The following is a 15,567-nucleotide window of genomic DNA, read 5'->3' as shown; positions in this document are numbered from 1 at the left end:
GCTCCGATCCGCTTGCCCACGGCTCTTCCCCGGCCGCGGGCGGCTCCGGCGCCCGGCCCGCCACCGGCCGCACCCCGCTGCGGGCGACGGCCGACAACGCGCTGAAGATCGTCGTGGTCGGCGGCTTCGGCGTCGGCAAGACCACGCTGGTGGGCTCGGTCAGCGAGATCCGTCCGCTGAACACCGAGGAGGTCATGACCAAGGCCGGTGAGGGCGTCGACCCCGCCGGTGCCTGGGGCAAGCGGTCCACCACAGTGGCGTTCGACTTCGGCCGGATCACCCTGTCGGAGAGCCAGGTGCTGTACCTGTTCGGCGCGCCCGGGCAGGAACGTTTCTGGTTCCTCTGGGACCGCCTGTTCAGCGGTGCGCTCGGTGCGGTCGTCCTGGTGGACACCAGGCGGCTGGAGGAGTCCTGGTACGCGATCGACCGGCTGGAGCACCACGGCACCCCGTTCATCGTGGCCCGCAACAACTTCGGCGAGCCGACCCACTCCCTGGCGCAGGTCCGCGAGGCGCTGGACCTGTCGGCCGAGGTGCCGCTGGTGGACTGCGACGCCCGGGACCGGGAGTCCGGCAAGCGGGTGCTGATCGAGCTGGTGCGCCACCTGACCGCCCTGGCACAGGCCCAGGCCCGGGCCGACGCGGACCTCCCGGCGGCCGCGGCAGCTCCCGGGGCTCCCCACGCTCCCAGGGCTCCCCACGCTCCCGGGGCTCCCCACCCTCTCGGCGCCCCCGAAGCCCCCGTCACCGCGATGTACGAGGAGAGCACCCCGTGACCGAGCCCGCCGCCACCCCGCCCCCGGGCTGCCCGGCGCACGCCGCCGCCACGCCGCTGTACGGGCCGCGCTTCCAGACCGACCCGGCCCAGCTCTACCGCGAGCTGCGGGCCGCGCACGGCCCCGTCGCCCCGGTCGAACTGGCCGGCGGCGTACCCGCCTGGCTGGTCATCGGCTACCGCGAGCTGCAGCTGGTGACCGGTCAGCCGCAGCTGTTCGGCCGCGACTCCAGCCGCTGGCACGCCTGGGAGTCGCTGCCCGACGACTGGCCGCTGAGGCCGATGATGGCGCCCGTCCCGTCGGTCCTGTACGCCGAGGGCGAGGAGCACGTCCGGCGCTCGCGCGCGGTCACCGACGCCCTGGCCGGGATCGACCCGTACGAGCTGCGCAAGCACGCGGAGGAGATCGCCGACCGGCTGATCGACGAGTTCGCCGGCCGCGGCGAGGCCGACCTGGTCGCCGAGTTCGCGAACCGGATGCCGCTGCTGGTGCTGTGCCGGGTCCTCGGGCTGGACGAGGAGCAGGCGCCGCAGCTGATCGCGGCGCTGCTGGCCATGCTGGACGGCGGCCCGGACGCGCCGGCCGGGGCGCAGCGGCTGCTGGAGCTGATGCTCGCCCTGGTCGAGGAGAAGGCCGAGCACCCGGGTGCCGACGTGGCCTCCCGGATGCTGGCGCACCCGGCCGGGCTGACCCATGACGAGGTGATGCGCGACCTGCGGGTACTGCTGATCGCGGGCCACCAGCCGTGCTCGTACTGGATCTCCAACGCGCTGCGGCTGATGCTCACCGACGAGCGGTTCGCCGCCTCGCTGGCGGGGGGCCGTCGCAGCATCAGCCAGGCGCTGAACGAGGCGCTGTGGGAGGACACCCCGACACAGATCTTCGCCGGACGCTGGGCGGTGCGGGACACCCAGCTGGGCGGCCAGCGGATCGGCGCGGGCGACATGCTGCTGCTGGGCTTCGCCGGGGCCAACGCGGACCCGTCGGTCCGGCAGCCCGACGGCAGGCCGGCCGAGGGCAACCGGGCGCACCTGAGCTACTCCCACGGCGAGCACGGCTGCCCGTTCCCGGCGCAGGAGGCGGCCGAGGTGATCGCCACCACCGCGATCGAGGTGCTGCTGGACCGGCTGCCCGACCTGCGGCTGGCGGTGGCCGAGCACGCGCTGGTGTGGCGGCCGTCGGCCTGGGTCCGCGGGCTGGTGGCGCTGCCGGTCTCGTTCACCCCGGGCCAATCGGCCTGATCCGTCAACAGCCGCCGTCCGAAAGAGAGTTGCCGATGACTGCCGCCCCGGCCCCGATCGTCCTCGACCCGCTGGCCCGCGACAGCGCGGCCGAGGGGGCCCTGCTGCGGGCCGCCGGCCCGGCGGTGCCGGTCGAGTTGCCCGGCGGCGTCGCCGCCTGGGCGGTGACCCGGCACACCGCCGCGCGCGAACTGTTGACGGACGGCCGGCTGGTGAAGGACGCCGCGCACTGGGCGGCCTACCAGCGCGGCGAGGTGCCGAAGACCTGGCCGCTGATCGGCCTGGCCGTGCCCGGCCCGAGCATGGTGACCACGGACGGCGCCGAGCACCGCCGACTGCGGGCGCTGGTCGCGCAGGCCTTCACCCCCCGGCGGGTGGGGCTGATGCGGCCGCGGATCGAGGAGATCACCCGCACGCTGCTGGACGGCCTGGCGGCGGGGGAGCCGGTGGTGGACCTGAAGGCCGCCTTCGCCTTCCCGCTGCCGATGACGGTGATCTGCTCGCTGCTGGGCGTACCGGAGTCGGACCACGGCGTCCTGCGGGACCTGTACGAGCGGTTCTTCGGCATCAAGCCGGACCCGGCGGGCATCCAGGCGACCGTCGCCGGGCTGAACGCGTTCGTCAACGACCTGGTGGCGCAGCGCCGTTCGGCACCCGGGGAGGACCTGGCGAGCGCACTGCTGGCGGCCGACACCGAGGGCGGGGCGCTGACGGACGCGGAGGCGGCGGCGACCCTGCGGGTGATCATCGCGGCCGGCCACGAGACCACGGTGAACCTGATCGGCAACGCGGTGCGGGCGCTGCTGGCGCACCCGGACCAACTGGAGCTGGCGCGCTCGGGGCAGGTGCCCTGGGACGCGGTGGTGGAGGAGTCGCTCCGCTGGACACCGCCGACCAGCAACTTCCTGTTCCGCTTCACCGCCGCGGACGTCCCGGTCGGCGACGTGGTGATCCCGGCGGGCGAGCCGGTGCTGGTCTCGTACAACGCCATCGGACGGGATCCGCTGCAGCACGGCGTGACGGCGGAGCTGTTCGACATCACCCGGGACCCGACCCGCCACCTGTCCTTCGGCCACGGCCCGCACGTCTGCCCGGGCTCGCCGCTGGCCCGGCTGGAGGCGGGCGTCGCCCTGCCGGCGCTGTTCGAGCGGTTCCCGGAGCTGTCGCTCGCGGTGTCGGACGCCGAGCTGCGGCCGAGCCCGTCGCTGGTGGTGAACAGCCTGCTGGAGCTGCCGGTCCGGCTGTTCTGACCCCGGCCCGGCTCCGGCCCGGCTCCGGCCTGACCCCGGCCTGGCCCCGGCCCGGCTCCGGCCCGGTTGCCGGCGGTCGGGGTCTTCGCCCCGCACCGTCGATCCCGTGTCGGAGCCCCGGCCCCGTCGGCCTGGTCCCGTCCGGCCCGGTCCCGTCGGTCCGGCCTCGTCGGCCCGGCCCTGTCGGTCCCGTCCGGTTTCCGGGCGGGGCCTTCGACTTGTGGTGGCGGCGGTCCGGAAATCGGCTGGTGGCGGGTCACGGTCCGGACACCGGGTTGTGAAGGTCGAACGTGGACCTTGGCGGGGACCGGCTGCTGCGTTAACGTCTTCGATCAGCCCGGCCCCGTCCGTGGATTCCCGTAAGCCCATCTCCGGTACAGCGCAATCTCGTTCAGCCACCGTCGACAGCACGCCCTGGCGAGGAGACCGCATTGACCCCCAACCCGACCGCGCCGCAACCGCGTTCCCGCCGCCGCCTGGTCGCCGTCCCCGCCCTGTTGGCGGCACTGGCGTTGACGGCGGCCTGCTCCAACAGCTCCGGCGGTTCGGGCGGCGGCGGAGGCGGCGCGACCCAGTCGCTGTCCGGCGACTGCGCCAAGTACCAGCCGTACGCCGGACATTCGGGCACGACCGTGACGATGTTCGCCTCCATCCTGAGCCCGGAATCGGACAACCTGGAGAAGTCCTGGGCCGACTTCTCCAAGTGCACCGGGATCAAGATCAGCTACGAGGGGTCGAACGACTTCGAGTCCCAGCTGCCGGTCCGGGTGGCGGGCGGCAACGCCCCGGACTTCGCGATCATCCCGCAGCCGGGCCTGCTGGCGCAGATGGTCAAGAGCGGCAAGGTGGTGAAGCCGCCCGCCCAGACCGTCGCCAACCAGGACAAGTGGAGCCCGATCTGGAAGACCTACGGCTCGGTCAACGGCACCTTCTACGCCGCGCCGATGAGCGCCAACATGAAGTCGCTGGTCTGGTACTCGCCGAAGGCCTTCAAGGCGGCCGGTTACGAGGCGCCGAAGACCTGGGCCGACCTGATGGCGCTCAGCGACCGGATCGCCAAGTCCGGCGGCCCCAAGCCGTGGTGCGGCGGCATCGCCTCCGGGACGGCCACCGGCTGGCCGGCCACCGACTGGCTGGAGGAGGTGGTGCTGGGCACCTACGGCGGCGAGGTGTACGACCAGTGGGTCGGCCACCAGGTGAAGTTCTCCGACCAGAAGATCACCACGGCCATGAAGACGGTCGCCGACTGGATGCAGAACCCGGCCTGGGTCAACGCGGGCTTCGGTGACGTGAAGTCGATCGCCACCACCACCTTCCAGGACGCGGGCACACCGGTCCTGAGCGGCAAGTGCCTGATGCTGCAGCAGGCCTCGTTCTACGAGGCGCAGTGGCCCAAGGGCACCAAGGTCGGCCCGGACGGGGACGTCTTCGCCTTCCACCTGCCGGCGGTCAACCCGTCGGTCGCCAACCCCGTCGAGGGCGGCGGCGAGTTCCTGGCCGCCTTCTCCGACCGGCCCGAGGTGCAGGCGGTGCAGAACTACCTGTCCAGCTCCGACTGGGCGAGCAGCCGGGTGAAGGCCGCGAGCGGCTGGGTCTCCGCCAACCAGGGCGTGGACAAGAGCCTGTACACCGACCCGATCGACAAGCTCTCGGCCGAGGCGCTGACCGACCCGGCGGCCACCTTCCGCTTCGACGGCTCCGACCTGATGCCGGCCGCGATCGGTGCCGGGCAGGAGTGGAAGTCGCTGACGGCCTGGTTCGCCGAGGGGCAGTCGATCCAGAAGACCGCCGCCGACATCGACGCCGCCTGGCCGCAGTAGCGGGCGCTCCGGCTGCTCCGGCGGCGCCCGTGGATCCGGGCTGTTTCCATTGGCCCGGCCGGTCCGGCGCTGCGGCTGCTCCGGCCCGTCAGAGGACCACCTGTCGAGGGCGGTGCGGGGCCACCCACCCGCACCGCCCGCCCCCTTCCCACCGCACCCGAAGGGACGCACGGTCATGTCCGTAACCGGATTCCCGTCATCCGCCGCCGCGACGGCCACCGAGAGACTGGCGGTCGGCTCCTGGGGCGACGCGGCGGTCAAGTTCGGCAACACCTTCGGCGCCGTCGCGGGCTTCCTCGGCATCCTGCTGGTGGTCTTCCTGATCGCCGGCCGGGCCCGGGGCCGCCTGGCCAGGCCGCTGGCGGTCGCCGTCTTCCTCGGCCCGGCGGTGGTGCTGCTGGCCGTCGGCCTGGTGGTGCCGCTGGTCCGCACGGTCTACCTGAGCCTGCAGAACGACGACGGCAGCCGGTTCGTCGGCGGCGAGAACTTCGGCTGGGCCCTCAGCACCGACTCGGTCCAGAAGGTGCTGCTCAACACGCTGCTGTGGCTGGTGGTCGCACCGCTGGTCGCGACCGGCCTGGGCCTGGCGCTCGCCCTGCTGGTGGACCGGATGCGCGGCCAGTCGGTGTACAAGTCGCTGATCTTCATGCCGATGGCGATCTCGCTCGTCGGCGCCTCGATCATCTTCAAGTTCGTCTACGAGTCGCGCGGGCCGGGGCAGCCGCAGATCGGCCTGCTCAGCCAACTCGCCGTCGCGGTGGGCTGGGACGACCCGCCGAACTGGTTGCTCTCGCAGCCGCTGAACACCTTCCTGCTGATGGCGGTGATGGTCTGGGTGCAGACCGGCTTCGCCATGGTCGTGCTGTCGGCGGCGATCAAGGCGATCCCGGACGAGGTCGTCGAGGCGGCCCGACTGGACGGCGCGAACGGGCTGCGGCTGTTCTGGTACGTCACCGTGCCGATGATCCGCACCACGGTGATGGTGGTGCTGACCACCGTCATGATCATCACGCTCAAGGCCTTCGACATCGTCCGCACCATGACGGGCGGCAACTTCGGCACCCAGGTGCTGGCCAACGAGATGTACTCGCAGTCCTTCGTGCAGTTCAACTCCGGACGTGGCAGCGCCCTCGCGGTGATCCTGTTCATCGCGGTGCTGCCACTGGTGGCGTACAACATCCTGCAGCTGCGGAAGGAGCGTGAGGTGCGGTGACCTCGCAGCGGAAGTCCTCCGACCCGGAGGCGTCCGGCCCCAAGGGTTCCGACCCGGAGGGGGCCGTGCCAGAGGGGTCCGACCCGGCGGGGTCCGGGCCGAAGGGGCCCGTGCCGGCGGCGTCAGCGCCGGGGGTGCCCGCCCCGAGGGCGTCCGGCCCGCAGGGGTCCGCCCGGCCGGCCGGCGGTCCTGATGGCTCCGGCGGCCCCGGTGGCGTCGGCGCCTCCAGCAGTCCGGTCCGCAAGGTCTTCAGCAGCCCGCTCGCCTCGGTGTTCGTGATCGCGGTGACGGTGCTCTGGACGGTCCCGACGCTGGGCCTGCTGGTCACCTCGCTGCGGCCCAAGCAGGACGTGACGTCCAGCGGCTGGTGGAACGCCCTCCTCCACCCGGACTTCGGCCTCGGCAACTACCACTCGGTGCTGTTCGAGGGCGGCTCCGGCGCCTCCACCGGCCTGATGCCGTTCCTGGTGAACTCGCTGGCGATCAGCATCCCGGCGACCGTCTTCCCGCTGGTGCTCGCCGCCATGGCGGCCTACGCGCTGGCCTGGGTCCGGTTCCGGGGGAGCGACACGGTGTTCTTCACGGTGTTCGCCCTGCAGGTGGTGCCGCTCCAGATGGCGCTGATCCCGCTGCTGCGGCTGTTCGCCTCCGGCGCGCACCTGGGTTCGCTGACGCTGGTCCCGGCGGTGGACCTGAAGGGCAGCTACGCGCCGGTGTGGCTGGCGCACACCATGTTCGCGATGCCGCTCGCGGTGTTCCTGCTGCACAACTTCATCGCCCAGCTGCCGCGCGACCTGATGGAGGCGGCGGTGGTGGACGGCGCCTCGCACTTCAAGATCTTCCGCTCGATCGTCCTGCCGCTGAGCGCCCCGGCGCTGGCCTCGTTCGCGATCTTCCAGTTCCTGTGGGTCTGGAACGACCTGCTGGTCGCGCTGACCTTCGCCGGCGGCACCCCGGAGGTGGCGCCGATGACGGTGCGGCTGGCCCAGCTGTCCGGCTCGCTCGGCGGGCGTTGGGAGCTGCTGACGGCGGGCGCGTTCCTGTCGATCATCGTGCCGTTGATCGTCTTCTTCAGCCTGCAGCGGTACTTCGTCCGGGGGCTGCTGGCAGGGTCGGTGAAGGGCTGACCCGGGCGGTTGCCCGGACGCGGAAGGGCCGGCCGGGAGCGTGGTGCTCCCGGCCGGCCCTTCCGCTTCCTTCCGGCGTCAGTGCATCGCGACGGCGGCGGAGTCGCCGCTCGGCAGATCGCCGGCCTTGGCCTTGATCACGAAGACCGAGACCAGCAGGGCGACGGCCGCGAGTGCGGCGCCCACGATGAAGCCGTGCGAAATGCCCTGGGTGAGGACGGTGTTGGCGGCGTCCGTCCCCGCCGGGAACTCGTGGTGCTGCTGGAGGTAGGCCAACTGCTCCGGCGTCGCGCTCTTCAGGAATCCCGGCGTCTGCGCGGTGGCCTCGGCCGTGGCGTAGTGCGCGAAGACGGTGGTGAGGATCGAGAGGCCGAGCGAACCGCCGATCTGCTGCATCGAGTTGAGCAGGCCGGAGGCGGCACCGGTCTCCTCGCCCGGGACGCCCGCGACGGCGAGCAGCATCACCGGGACGAAGATCAGACCCATGCCGAAGCCGAACACCACCGTGGGGCCGAGCACCCCGTCCAGGTAGCCGCTGTCCTTGCTCATCTGGGTCAGCCAGGTGAGGCCGACGGTGACCAGCAGGGCGCCGCCCGCCATGAAGGGCTTCGGCCCGTACTTGGCCTGGAGGGTGGAGGCGATCTGCGCGGCGATGATGATCGAGACGCTGATCGGCAGGAAGGACACGCCGGCCTTCAACGGGCTGTAGCCGAGCGGGCCCTGCACGAACAGCACCACGTAGAAGAAGATGCCGAACATGGCCGCGGCCAGGCAGAGCATCATCACCAGTCCGCCGGTGCGGTTGCGGTCGGCGAACAGGTGCAGCGGGGTGATCGGCTGGTCGGTGCGGTTCTCGATCACGAGGAACGCCGCGAGCAGGATCACGCCTGCCGCGAAGGAGCCGAGCGTGACGCTGTCGGACCAGCCGTCCGAGGCGGCCCGGATGAACCCGTACACCAGGCCCACCAGACCGAGCGTCGAGGTGAGGGCGCCGGGCAGGTCGAAACGGCCCGGGTGGCGCTCGGACTCGGCGATGTGACGCGGCGCGGCGATCGCGATCAGGATCGCGATCGGCACGTTGACGAAGAACACCCAGCGCCAGTTCAGGTACTCGGTGAGCAGGCCGCCGGCCAGCAGGCCGATCGCGGCGCCCGAGCCGGCCACCGCCGAGAAGACGCCGAACGCCTTGTTGCGTTCCGGCCCCTCCTCGAAGTTGGTGGCGATCAGGGCGAAGGCCGTCGGGGAGCAGATCGCGCCACCGATGCCCTGGAGCGCGCGGGAGGCCAGCAGCAGGCCGCTGTCCTGGGCGAAGCCACCGAGCAGCGAGGCCAGGCCGAACAGCAGGGTGCCGAAGATGAACACCCGTCGGCGGCCGAGGATGTCGCCCGCGCGACCGCCGAGCAGCAGCAGGCCGCCGAAGGTCAGTGTGTAGGCGTTGATGACCCACGACAGGTCGGTGGTCGAGAAGTTCAGCGCGTCCTTGATGTGCGGCAACGCGATGTTCACGATCGTCGCGTCGAGCACCACCATGAGCTGGGTGGCCGCGATGACGGTCAGGGTGATGCCCTTGCCCCGGCCCTTTCCGGCCTTCGGCGGTGAGTTCTTGTTGAGCGTGTCGGAGATAGCCACGAATGTGCCCCCTGCTGGCTATGTGCTCGGTGCGGTGGACCCGGCGGAGCGTCGGTGCCCTGGTGCGGTGCTGCGCGGGCTTGCGCAGGCTGGGAAGGAACGGGATCGTTCACTAATCTGGACGATATCCGGGCTTGATTGTGAACGCAAGCGTTCCTTAAGGGTGGTGGCGATGGAGCGGTTGGTGCGGCGCCTGGTGGCGGACCGGTCCGGTCGGCCGTCGGGCAAGTCGGCCGGCAGGTCAGCGGGACGGTCGTCGGAGCGGTCGTCGGAGCGGGGGTCGGAGCGGTCATCGGAGCGGGCGTCGGGAGAGGCAGGAGAGGAGGGCGGGGCCGGAGGGGCCGAAGTGGCCGCGCCGCCTGCGGGGCCGCCGGGCCCCTCTGGCGCCTCCGGTGCCCCGAGGGCCTTCGGCGCCCCGGGGGTTGCGGGTGCCGCAGGTGCCGCACGTGCCGCACGTGCCGCGGGAGCGCCGGGAGGGGAACCGCGGCCGGAGCCGGCCCACTGCCCGGTGCGGGCCGCCCACCAGGCCCTGACGCGGCCCGGCCGGCGGCGGGGCAAGGAACTGGAGAACGCGATCTTCGAGGCCGCGCTCGACCAGCTCACCTCCGGCGGATACGCACGGCTGACCATGGAAGGGGTCGCCGGAGCGGCGCGGACCGGGAAGGCCGCGCTCTACCGGCGCTGGGCGTCCAAGGACGAACTCGTCATCGACGCCCTGGACGCCACTCTTCCACGCCCTTACGACACCCCCGACCTCGGGTCCGCCCGCGACGAACTCCACCAGCTCATCGAGGCGTTCACTACGGCGGTGACCTCCCGGGTCGGCGCCGCCCTCCACGCGCTGATGGCCGAGATCGACCAGGAGCGGGCCGAGGTCTTCAAGGGCTTCATCAACGACCGGGTCGTCGAGCCCACCACGGCGACCATCCTGGAGATCCTGCGCCGTGGCACCGAGCGCGGCGACGTCCGGCCCGGGGCGGCCACCGCGCTCGTCGCCGACGTCATCCCGGCGATGCTGCTCTACCAGGCCAAGATCCGCGGATTCCAGGGCGTGGGGCCGGACTTCGCCACCAGGCTGGTGGACGAGGTCCTGCAGCCGATGATCCGCCCCTGAGGCCCGCGGCAGGGACGGCGCTGCCCGGCGGGGGGCGGGCGCGCGGGCGCGGGCGCAGGCGCAGGCGGGGGTGGGCTCCGGCTCGGTCTCGGCGTGGGTTCGGGTGTCCCGGCGTTCGGGTGTCCGGGGGCGGGGGCGGGGGCCGGGTTGCGCGTGCGCGTCGGCGTGCGTGCGTGCGGGCGCGCGGGCCGGGCCATGGCGGGGCGGGCTTAGGCTGGAGGCTGCCCCGATCGAACGGAAACCGCCATGCCCATCGTCCCGCCGACGCACTCCGTCGAACGCTCGCTCCGCCGGGCCGGCGCCAGGATCGTCGTCGGGCTGGACGAGGTCGGGCGCGGCGCCTGGGCCGGGCCGGTCGCCGTGGGCGCGGCCGTCACCGGCCTGCGCAAGGCGCCGGAGGGGCTGACGGACTCCAAGCTGCTGACCGGGCTGCGCCGCCGCACGCTCGCCCCGGTCCTCGCCGACTGGGTCACCGCGTACGCCGTCGGTCAGGCCTCGCCGCAGGAGTGCGACGAACTCGGCATGACGGCGGCGCTGCGGCTGGCCGCCGTCCGCGCCCTGGAGGCGCTGCCCGTCGAACCCGACGCCGTGATCCTGGACGGCAAGCACGACTACCTCGGCGGCCCCTGGCGGGTGCGCACGGTGATCAAGGGCGACCAGTCCTGCATCTGCGTCTCCGCCGCCTCGGTGCTCGCCAAGGTCCACCGCGACGGCCTGATGGCCGAACTGGGCGAGGCGTGCCCGGAGTACGGCTTCGCCGAGAACGCCGGCTACCCGTCCCCGGTGCACCGCGCCGCGCTGGAGGAGCGCGGGCCCACCGAGCACCACCGGGTCTCCTGGGCGTACATGGACGCCCTGCCGAAGTGGCGCCACCTCAAGCGCGTCCGAGAGGACGCGGTCGAGGCCCGGGGCTCCGCCGACGAACAACTCGCACTCGGTTTCTGACGGTCCGTCTGGAAACGTCTGAAATTGCCCCGGGCGGAAGCGGCAGGTGTCCGACGCCCAAGGGGTGGGGTGCCCGTGCGCGTCCGATCGGCATTTGATAGATATCCGGGTATGCCTGTCTTCCCCGAGGAGCCGGAGATTCACGAGAGCCTCCCGGGCCCCGGCGTTCCCTTCCCCCGCGAGTCGGACGCACAAGCCCTCCGCGCGCCTGCCGGCAACGGCGCGCCCGCCACCGTACCCACCACCGTCGCCGCCCCGGCTCCGGTGCCCGGCCCCCGGCCGGCGCCCCCGCGCCCGGCACCGCCGCGCGCCGCCCGTCCCGGTCCGCCGCCGCAGATCCCCAAGCCCGGTCCGGCGCCGCGCCGCCCGGCCGCTGCCGCGTCGCGGGTGGAGGTCCGGCGGATCGCCGTCACTCCCGCCGAGGCGGTCGAGCGTGCCGACGACGTGGTCGACCAGCTGCTCGACTCCGGCCGCGACCCGGGCGAGATCCTGGTGCTGACGGTCGGCGGGGCACACCCCTGGCAGCAGCACGAGCTGTCCTTCGGCGAGCAGCGCTACTGGGCGCAACTCGCCGAGGGCGGGGACGTGTTCTACGCCGACGCCGCGCTGACCCGCCCGGTCCGCCGAGAGGCGGTCGTCCTGGTGGTCAACGGCGGCTCGGCCGCCCGGGCCGCCGAGGCCTACACCAAGGCGCTCGGCCACGCGACCGCGCTGCTCGTGGTCTGCGGCGACGCAGGCCCGGCTGGCGCAAACCCGTCCGGCGCGGGTGCGACCGGTGCCAGGGCGGCCGGTGCCGCACCCGGACGCCCGGTCAGGGCCTGACCCACTGCCGTCCCGTCCCGGGCCCGGTGCCGTACGGTGCCGGGCCCGGCGTCCGAGTCCGGCGTCCGTGTCCGTCCTTCGACGGGGCCGGTCGAACCCGAGTCGGTCGGCACCGTCCGGCCGGCGGTGTGCACCCGGCGGTGTGCGCCCGGCGGTGTCAGCGCGTGCCGGTGCGGCGGCTCCGCTCGGCCGGCGCGGTCCTCGCCGGGATCCACGGCGGCCCGGACTGTGTGGAGCGCGGGTTGTCCTCCTCCTGCTGGGCTTGCCGGACCTGTTGGGCCTCTTGGATCTGCTGGCCCTGTTGAGCCGGACCGGCTGCCTGCCGGCGGGTGCGCTGGCCGCGCGGGCCGTCGAGCGCCGAGCGTGGCGGCAGCTCCGTCACGGTGTGCACCGGTCCGTCCGCCCACGAACCCGCGTGTGGATTGCGTCCGTTGCGTCCGTCCCCGAGGATCTGCCACCCCGCAGGGGTGAGCCCGATGTACGCGCCGCAGCGCAGGCCGTGCAGGGCGGCCGCGTCCCGTAGCGCCCACATCCAGGCGCCGTCCTGTTCGGTCCAGCCGGGTGCGCCGTCGCGGCAGCGCAGCAGAACGGCCGTGCGGGTGGGCTCGGGTAGTCGCAGGTCGTGCGGGATGATCCGGCGCAGGTGCGACAGCAGGGCGTTCCGGTGCTGCCAGCCGTCAGTGTCGTGCGGCCAGGGGGTGAAGGAGGCCGAGGCGGCCAGGTGGTGGAGGGCGTCGAGGACGGCGATCACGACCGTGCCGGGCTGGGGCAGGTGGCGTTGGTGCAGTTCCAGGACGAATTCGCGGGGGTCGCGCAGCAACGGGATCCCCGAGGCAGTCCAGGTCTCCAGGTCCAGCACCCGTCTGAGCCCAGAACCTCCGGAGAGGGGATGTTGACCTCGGTCGATACCGTTGATCACGATCCTCCTTCCTGGCCCGCGAGCAGGCGGGTGCCTGGGTACGCCGAAGGGCGAGTCCGGTGGACCGAGTTTCGGGTACCTCCCAATTCTCGGGGCATGGGGGCCGGAGCGGCAATGATGAAACGATGAACGCCATCCGAAAGTCCATGTTCTGCCGGATATGTGCCTCCCTCCCGTGATCGCCGCCAGAGTGCCGCCAGGCCTTGATCCACAACCCCGAAGGGCGAGGTGGAGTGTGGCCGGCCTGGTGGCCGCCCCGTGTCAGGCCGGCTGGCCGGTGTGATCGATACCGCTTCGTCGGATCCTTTCTGTTAGGCCATTCGAGTGAAGGCCGTCGTGCCCTCGACCGCTCTTCACCGCCCCGTCAGCCCTGCACGGCCAGCACCAGCGGCAGCACCGCGCTCGCTCCGGCCCGGCGCAGCAGCCGGGCGGCCACGGTGACCGTCCAGCCCGAGTCGACGAGGTCGTCCACCAGCAGCACCGGCCCTCCGGCGGCCGCCACCGCCTGCTCCACCTCCGGCGGCAGGACCAGTGCCCCAGCCAGCGAGTGGAGCCGCTGTGCGCTGTTGCTCCGGGCCCCGTGCGGCGGCAGCCCGCCGGCGTACTCGATCCGGCCGAGCAGCGGCAGCCGCCCGATCTCGGCGATCCGGGCGCCGAGGCTGCCGACCAGCTGCGGGCGCGCCGAGGAGGCCATGGCCACCACGCCGACCGGCCGCTCCAGCCGGGCGCCCTCCGCCGTCGCGGGCCCGGCCCAGCCGCCCGGCCCGCGGGCCCAGTCGGCGAGCACCGCCACGAGCGCGTCCACCGCCTCGCCGGGCACCGGTACGTCCGGTGCCTGCTCGGCGAGCAGGGTGCGCAGCCGGTTCCCCCAGCCGATGTCGGACAGCCGGCCGAGCGCCCGGCCGGTCTCGGCCTGCTCGCCCGCCGGGATTCGACCCTTGAGCGGCACCCCGAGCGCGTCCATCCCGGTCGGCCAGAGCCGGCGCGGCTCGAAGCTCACGCCCGGTCGGCCGAGTGCGGCCCGGGCGGCCGCCAGCGTCTCCTCCGTGACGTCCGGGGTGTGCAGCGGGCCCGCACAGTTGTCGCACCGCCCGCACGGCGCGGCCTGCTCGTCGTCCAGCTGCCGGCGCAGGAACTCCATCCGGCAGCCGGTGGTCGCCGCATACTCGCGCATCGCGCGCTGCTCCGCCTCCCGGGAGGCGGCGACGTTGGCGTAGCGGGCGGTGTCGTACTCCCAGCTCTGCCCGGTGGCCGTCCAGCCGCCCTTGACCCGGCGGACGGCGCCGTCCACGTCGAGCACCTTGAGCATCGTCTCCAGCCTGGCCCGGCGCAGGTCGACCCGGGGCTCCAGGGCAGCGGTGGAGAGCGGGCGGCCGGCCTCGGTCAGGGCGTCGACGGTGCGGCGCACCTGCTCCTCCGGCGGGAAGGCGAGCGAGGCGAAGTAGCGCCAGATCGCCTCGTCCTCGCGCCCGGGCAGCAGCAGCACCTCGGCCCGGTCCACACCGCGCCCGGCCCGGCCGACCTGCTGGTAGTAGGCGATCGGCGAGCTGGGCGAGCCCAGGTGCACCACGAAGCCGAGGTCCGGCTTGTCGAAGCCCATGCCGAGTGCGGAGGTGGCCACCAGCGCCTTGACCCGGTTGGCCAGCAGGTCGGCCTCGGCGGTGCGGCGCTCGGCGTCCTCGGTGCGGCCGGAGTAGGAGGCCACCGGGAAGCCGCGCTCGCGCAGGAAGGCCGTCACCTCCTCGGCCGCGGCCACCGTCAGGGTGTAGACGATGCCCGAGCCGGGGAGCCGGTCGAGGTGGTCGGCCAGCCAGGCGAGCCGGTGCGCCGGGTCGGGCAGGGCGAGCACGCCCAGGGTGAGGCTCTCCCGGTCGAGCGGCCCGCGCAGGACCAGGGCGTGCTCGTCGCCGGCGCCGGTGCCGAGCTGCTCGGCGACGTCCGCGGTGACCCGGGCGTTGGCGGTGGCGGTGGTGGCCAGCACCGGGACCCCGGGCGACAGCTCCGCGAGCATGGTGCGCAGCCGGCGGTAGTCGGGGCGGAAGTCGTGCCCCCAGTCCGAGATGCAGTGCGCCTCGTCGACCACCAGCAGGCCGGTGGAGGCGGCCAGCTTGGGCAGCACCTGGTCACGGAAGTCCGGGTTGTTCAGCCGCTCGGGGCTGACCAGCAGGACGTCGACCTTCCCCGCGGCGACCTCGGCCTGGATCCCGTCCCACTCGTCGGTGTTGGCCGAGTTGATGGTGCGGGCGTGGATGCCGGCCCGGGCCGCCGACTCCACCTGGTTGCGCATGAGGGCGAGCAGCGGCGAGACGATCACCGTCGGCCCGGCGCCGCGGGCCCGGAGCAGGGCGGTGGCGATGAAGTAGACCGCGGACTTCCCCCAGCCGGTGCGCTGGACGACCAGGGCGCGGCGGTGGTCGACCACGAGGGCCTCGATGGCGGTCCACTGGTCCTCGCGCAGGGCGGCGCCGGGGCCGGCGAGCTCGCGCAGGACGGCCTCGGCCCGCGCCCGGACCTCGGCGCGGTCGGTGGTGGCGGTGGTGTGGGTGTCGGGCTGCTGCATGGCGTCCATGTAACCCCGTGCCGCCGACAAGCGACGAATTCCGGAGGGCGGGGCCAGGGGAAGGCGGGGTGCATTTCATCCGTTGGTCCGCTGAACGGCGGTCAAAATCCACTCGGCGGAGGGAGTGTCGCATCCGCCGAATGAGTGAAGG

General features: G+C 73.2%; 12 protein-coding genes. 9 read left to right on the top strand and 3 right to left on the bottom strand.

Annotated features, from left to right (window positions below; genetic code table 11):
- Nucleotides 1-77: 77 nt before the first annotated feature.
- From IF30_RS0118525 to IF30_RS0118500, 6 genes are all read left to right on the top strand, one after another.
- Nucleotides 78-776 carry a GTP-binding protein gene (locus IF30_RS0118525; protein WP_234322750.1) on the top strand — a complete coding sequence of 233 codons (699 nt, stop codon included), beginning with the start codon at nt 78-80 and terminating at the stop codon, nt 774-776.
- Complete coding sequence (locus tag IF30_RS0118520) at nt 773-2,017, top strand: cytochrome P450 (protein ID WP_030239342.1); 1,245 nt, start codon at nt 773-775, stop codon at nt 2,015-2,017. Before IF30_RS0118525 ends, IF30_RS0118520 begins: the two co-directional genes overlap by 4 nt.
- Nucleotides 2,018-2,052: 35 nt before the next feature.
- Nucleotides 2,053-3,267, top strand: a complete 1,215-nt coding sequence (locus IF30_RS0118515; protein WP_030239339.1) for a cytochrome P450 family protein — start codon at nt 2,053-2,055, stop codon at nt 3,265-3,267.
- Between the two features lie 431 nt (nt 3,268-3,698).
- On the top strand, nt 3,699-5,087 hold the full coding sequence (locus tag IF30_RS0118510) for an ABC transporter substrate-binding protein (protein WP_078891491.1): 1,389 nt from the start codon (nt 3,699-3,701) through the stop codon (nt 5,085-5,087).
- Nucleotides 5,088-5,262: 175 nt separating this feature from the next.
- On the top strand, nt 5,263-6,300 hold the full coding sequence (locus IF30_RS0118505; protein ID WP_078891490.1) for a carbohydrate ABC transporter permease: 1,038 nt from the start codon (nt 5,263-5,265) through the stop codon (nt 6,298-6,300).
- A 110-nt stretch (nt 6,301-6,410) separates the two neighbouring features.
- On the top strand, nt 6,411-7,427 hold the full coding sequence (locus tag IF30_RS0118500; RefSeq protein WP_234322746.1) for a carbohydrate ABC transporter permease: 1,017 nt from the start codon (nt 6,411-6,413) through the stop codon (nt 7,425-7,427).
- A gap of 78 nt (nt 7,428-7,505) precedes the next feature.
- Here the strand turns inward: IF30_RS0118500 and IF30_RS0118495 are convergent, their stop codons facing one another.
- A complete protein-coding gene (locus IF30_RS0118495) occupies nt 7,506-9,056 on the bottom strand; it encodes a DHA2 family efflux MFS transporter permease subunit (protein WP_051710563.1) in 1,551 nt (516 codons plus the stop codon).
- A 508-nt stretch (nt 9,057-9,564) separates the two neighbouring features.
- Between IF30_RS0118495 and IF30_RS48690 the strand changes: the two genes are divergently transcribed.
- The 3 genes from IF30_RS48690 (at nt 9,565) to IF30_RS0118480 (ending at nt 11,937) form a co-directional block, all read left to right on the top strand.
- Complete coding sequence (locus tag IF30_RS48690; protein ID WP_051710562.1) at nt 9,565-10,170, top strand: TetR/AcrR family transcriptional regulator; 606 nt, start codon at nt 9,565-9,567, stop codon at nt 10,168-10,170.
- Nucleotides 10,171-10,416: 246 nt separating this feature from the next.
- A complete protein-coding gene (locus tag IF30_RS0118485) occupies nt 10,417-11,115 on the top strand; it encodes a ribonuclease HII (protein WP_030239327.1) in 699 nt (232 codons plus the stop codon).
- A gap of 111 nt (nt 11,116-11,226) precedes the next feature.
- On the top strand, nt 11,227-11,937 hold the full coding sequence (locus IF30_RS0118480) for a hypothetical protein (RefSeq protein WP_051710561.1): 711 nt from the start codon (nt 11,227-11,229) through the stop codon (nt 11,935-11,937).
- 157 nt (nt 11,938-12,094) lie between these two features.
- On the opposite strand, the gene IF30_RS0118475 is transcribed toward IF30_RS0118480, so the two are convergent.
- The gene (locus tag IF30_RS0118475; protein WP_420791147.1) at nt 12,095-12,856 is read right to left on the bottom strand and encodes a hypothetical protein; all 762 of its coding nucleotides are present in this window, start codon (nt 12,854-12,856) and stop codon (nt 12,095-12,097) included.
- A 364-nt stretch (nt 12,857-13,220) separates the two neighbouring features.
- Entirely contained in the window at nt 13,221-15,416 is a 2,196-nt protein-coding gene (locus tag IF30_RS0118470; RefSeq protein WP_030239318.1) for a RecQ family ATP-dependent DNA helicase, read from the bottom strand.
- Between the last annotated feature and the right edge of the window lie 151 nt (nt 15,417-15,567).

The sequence above is a fragment of the Streptomyces sp. NRRL S-350 genome, from assembly GCF_000719705.1.
Taxonomy (GTDB): Bacteria; Actinomycetota; Actinomycetes; order Streptomycetales; family Streptomycetaceae; genus Kitasatospora.
The sequence above is the reverse complement of the archived record's forward strand: the minus strand, read 5'-3'. Positions and strand labels throughout refer to the sequence as shown.

Coding starts and splice junctions, on each gene's coding strand:
- IF30_RS0118515 (WP_030239339.1), top strand. CDS start 2,053: ATGACTGCCGCCCCGGCCCCGATCGTCCTCGACCCGCTGGCCCGCGAC.
- IF30_RS0118505 (WP_078891490.1), top strand. CDS start 5,263: ATGTCCGTAACCGGATTCCCGTCATCCGCCGCCGCGACGGCCACCGAG.
- IF30_RS0118485 (WP_030239327.1), top strand. CDS start 10,417: ATGCCCATCGTCCCGCCGACGCACTCCGTCGAACGCTCGCTCCGCCGG.
- IF30_RS0118480 (WP_051710561.1), top strand. CDS start 11,227: ATGCCTGTCTTCCCCGAGGAGCCGGAGATTCACGAGAGCCTCCCGGGC.
- IF30_RS0118470 (WP_030239318.1), bottom strand. CDS start 15,416: ATGCAGCAGCCCGACACCCACACCACCGCCACCACCGACCGCGCCGAG.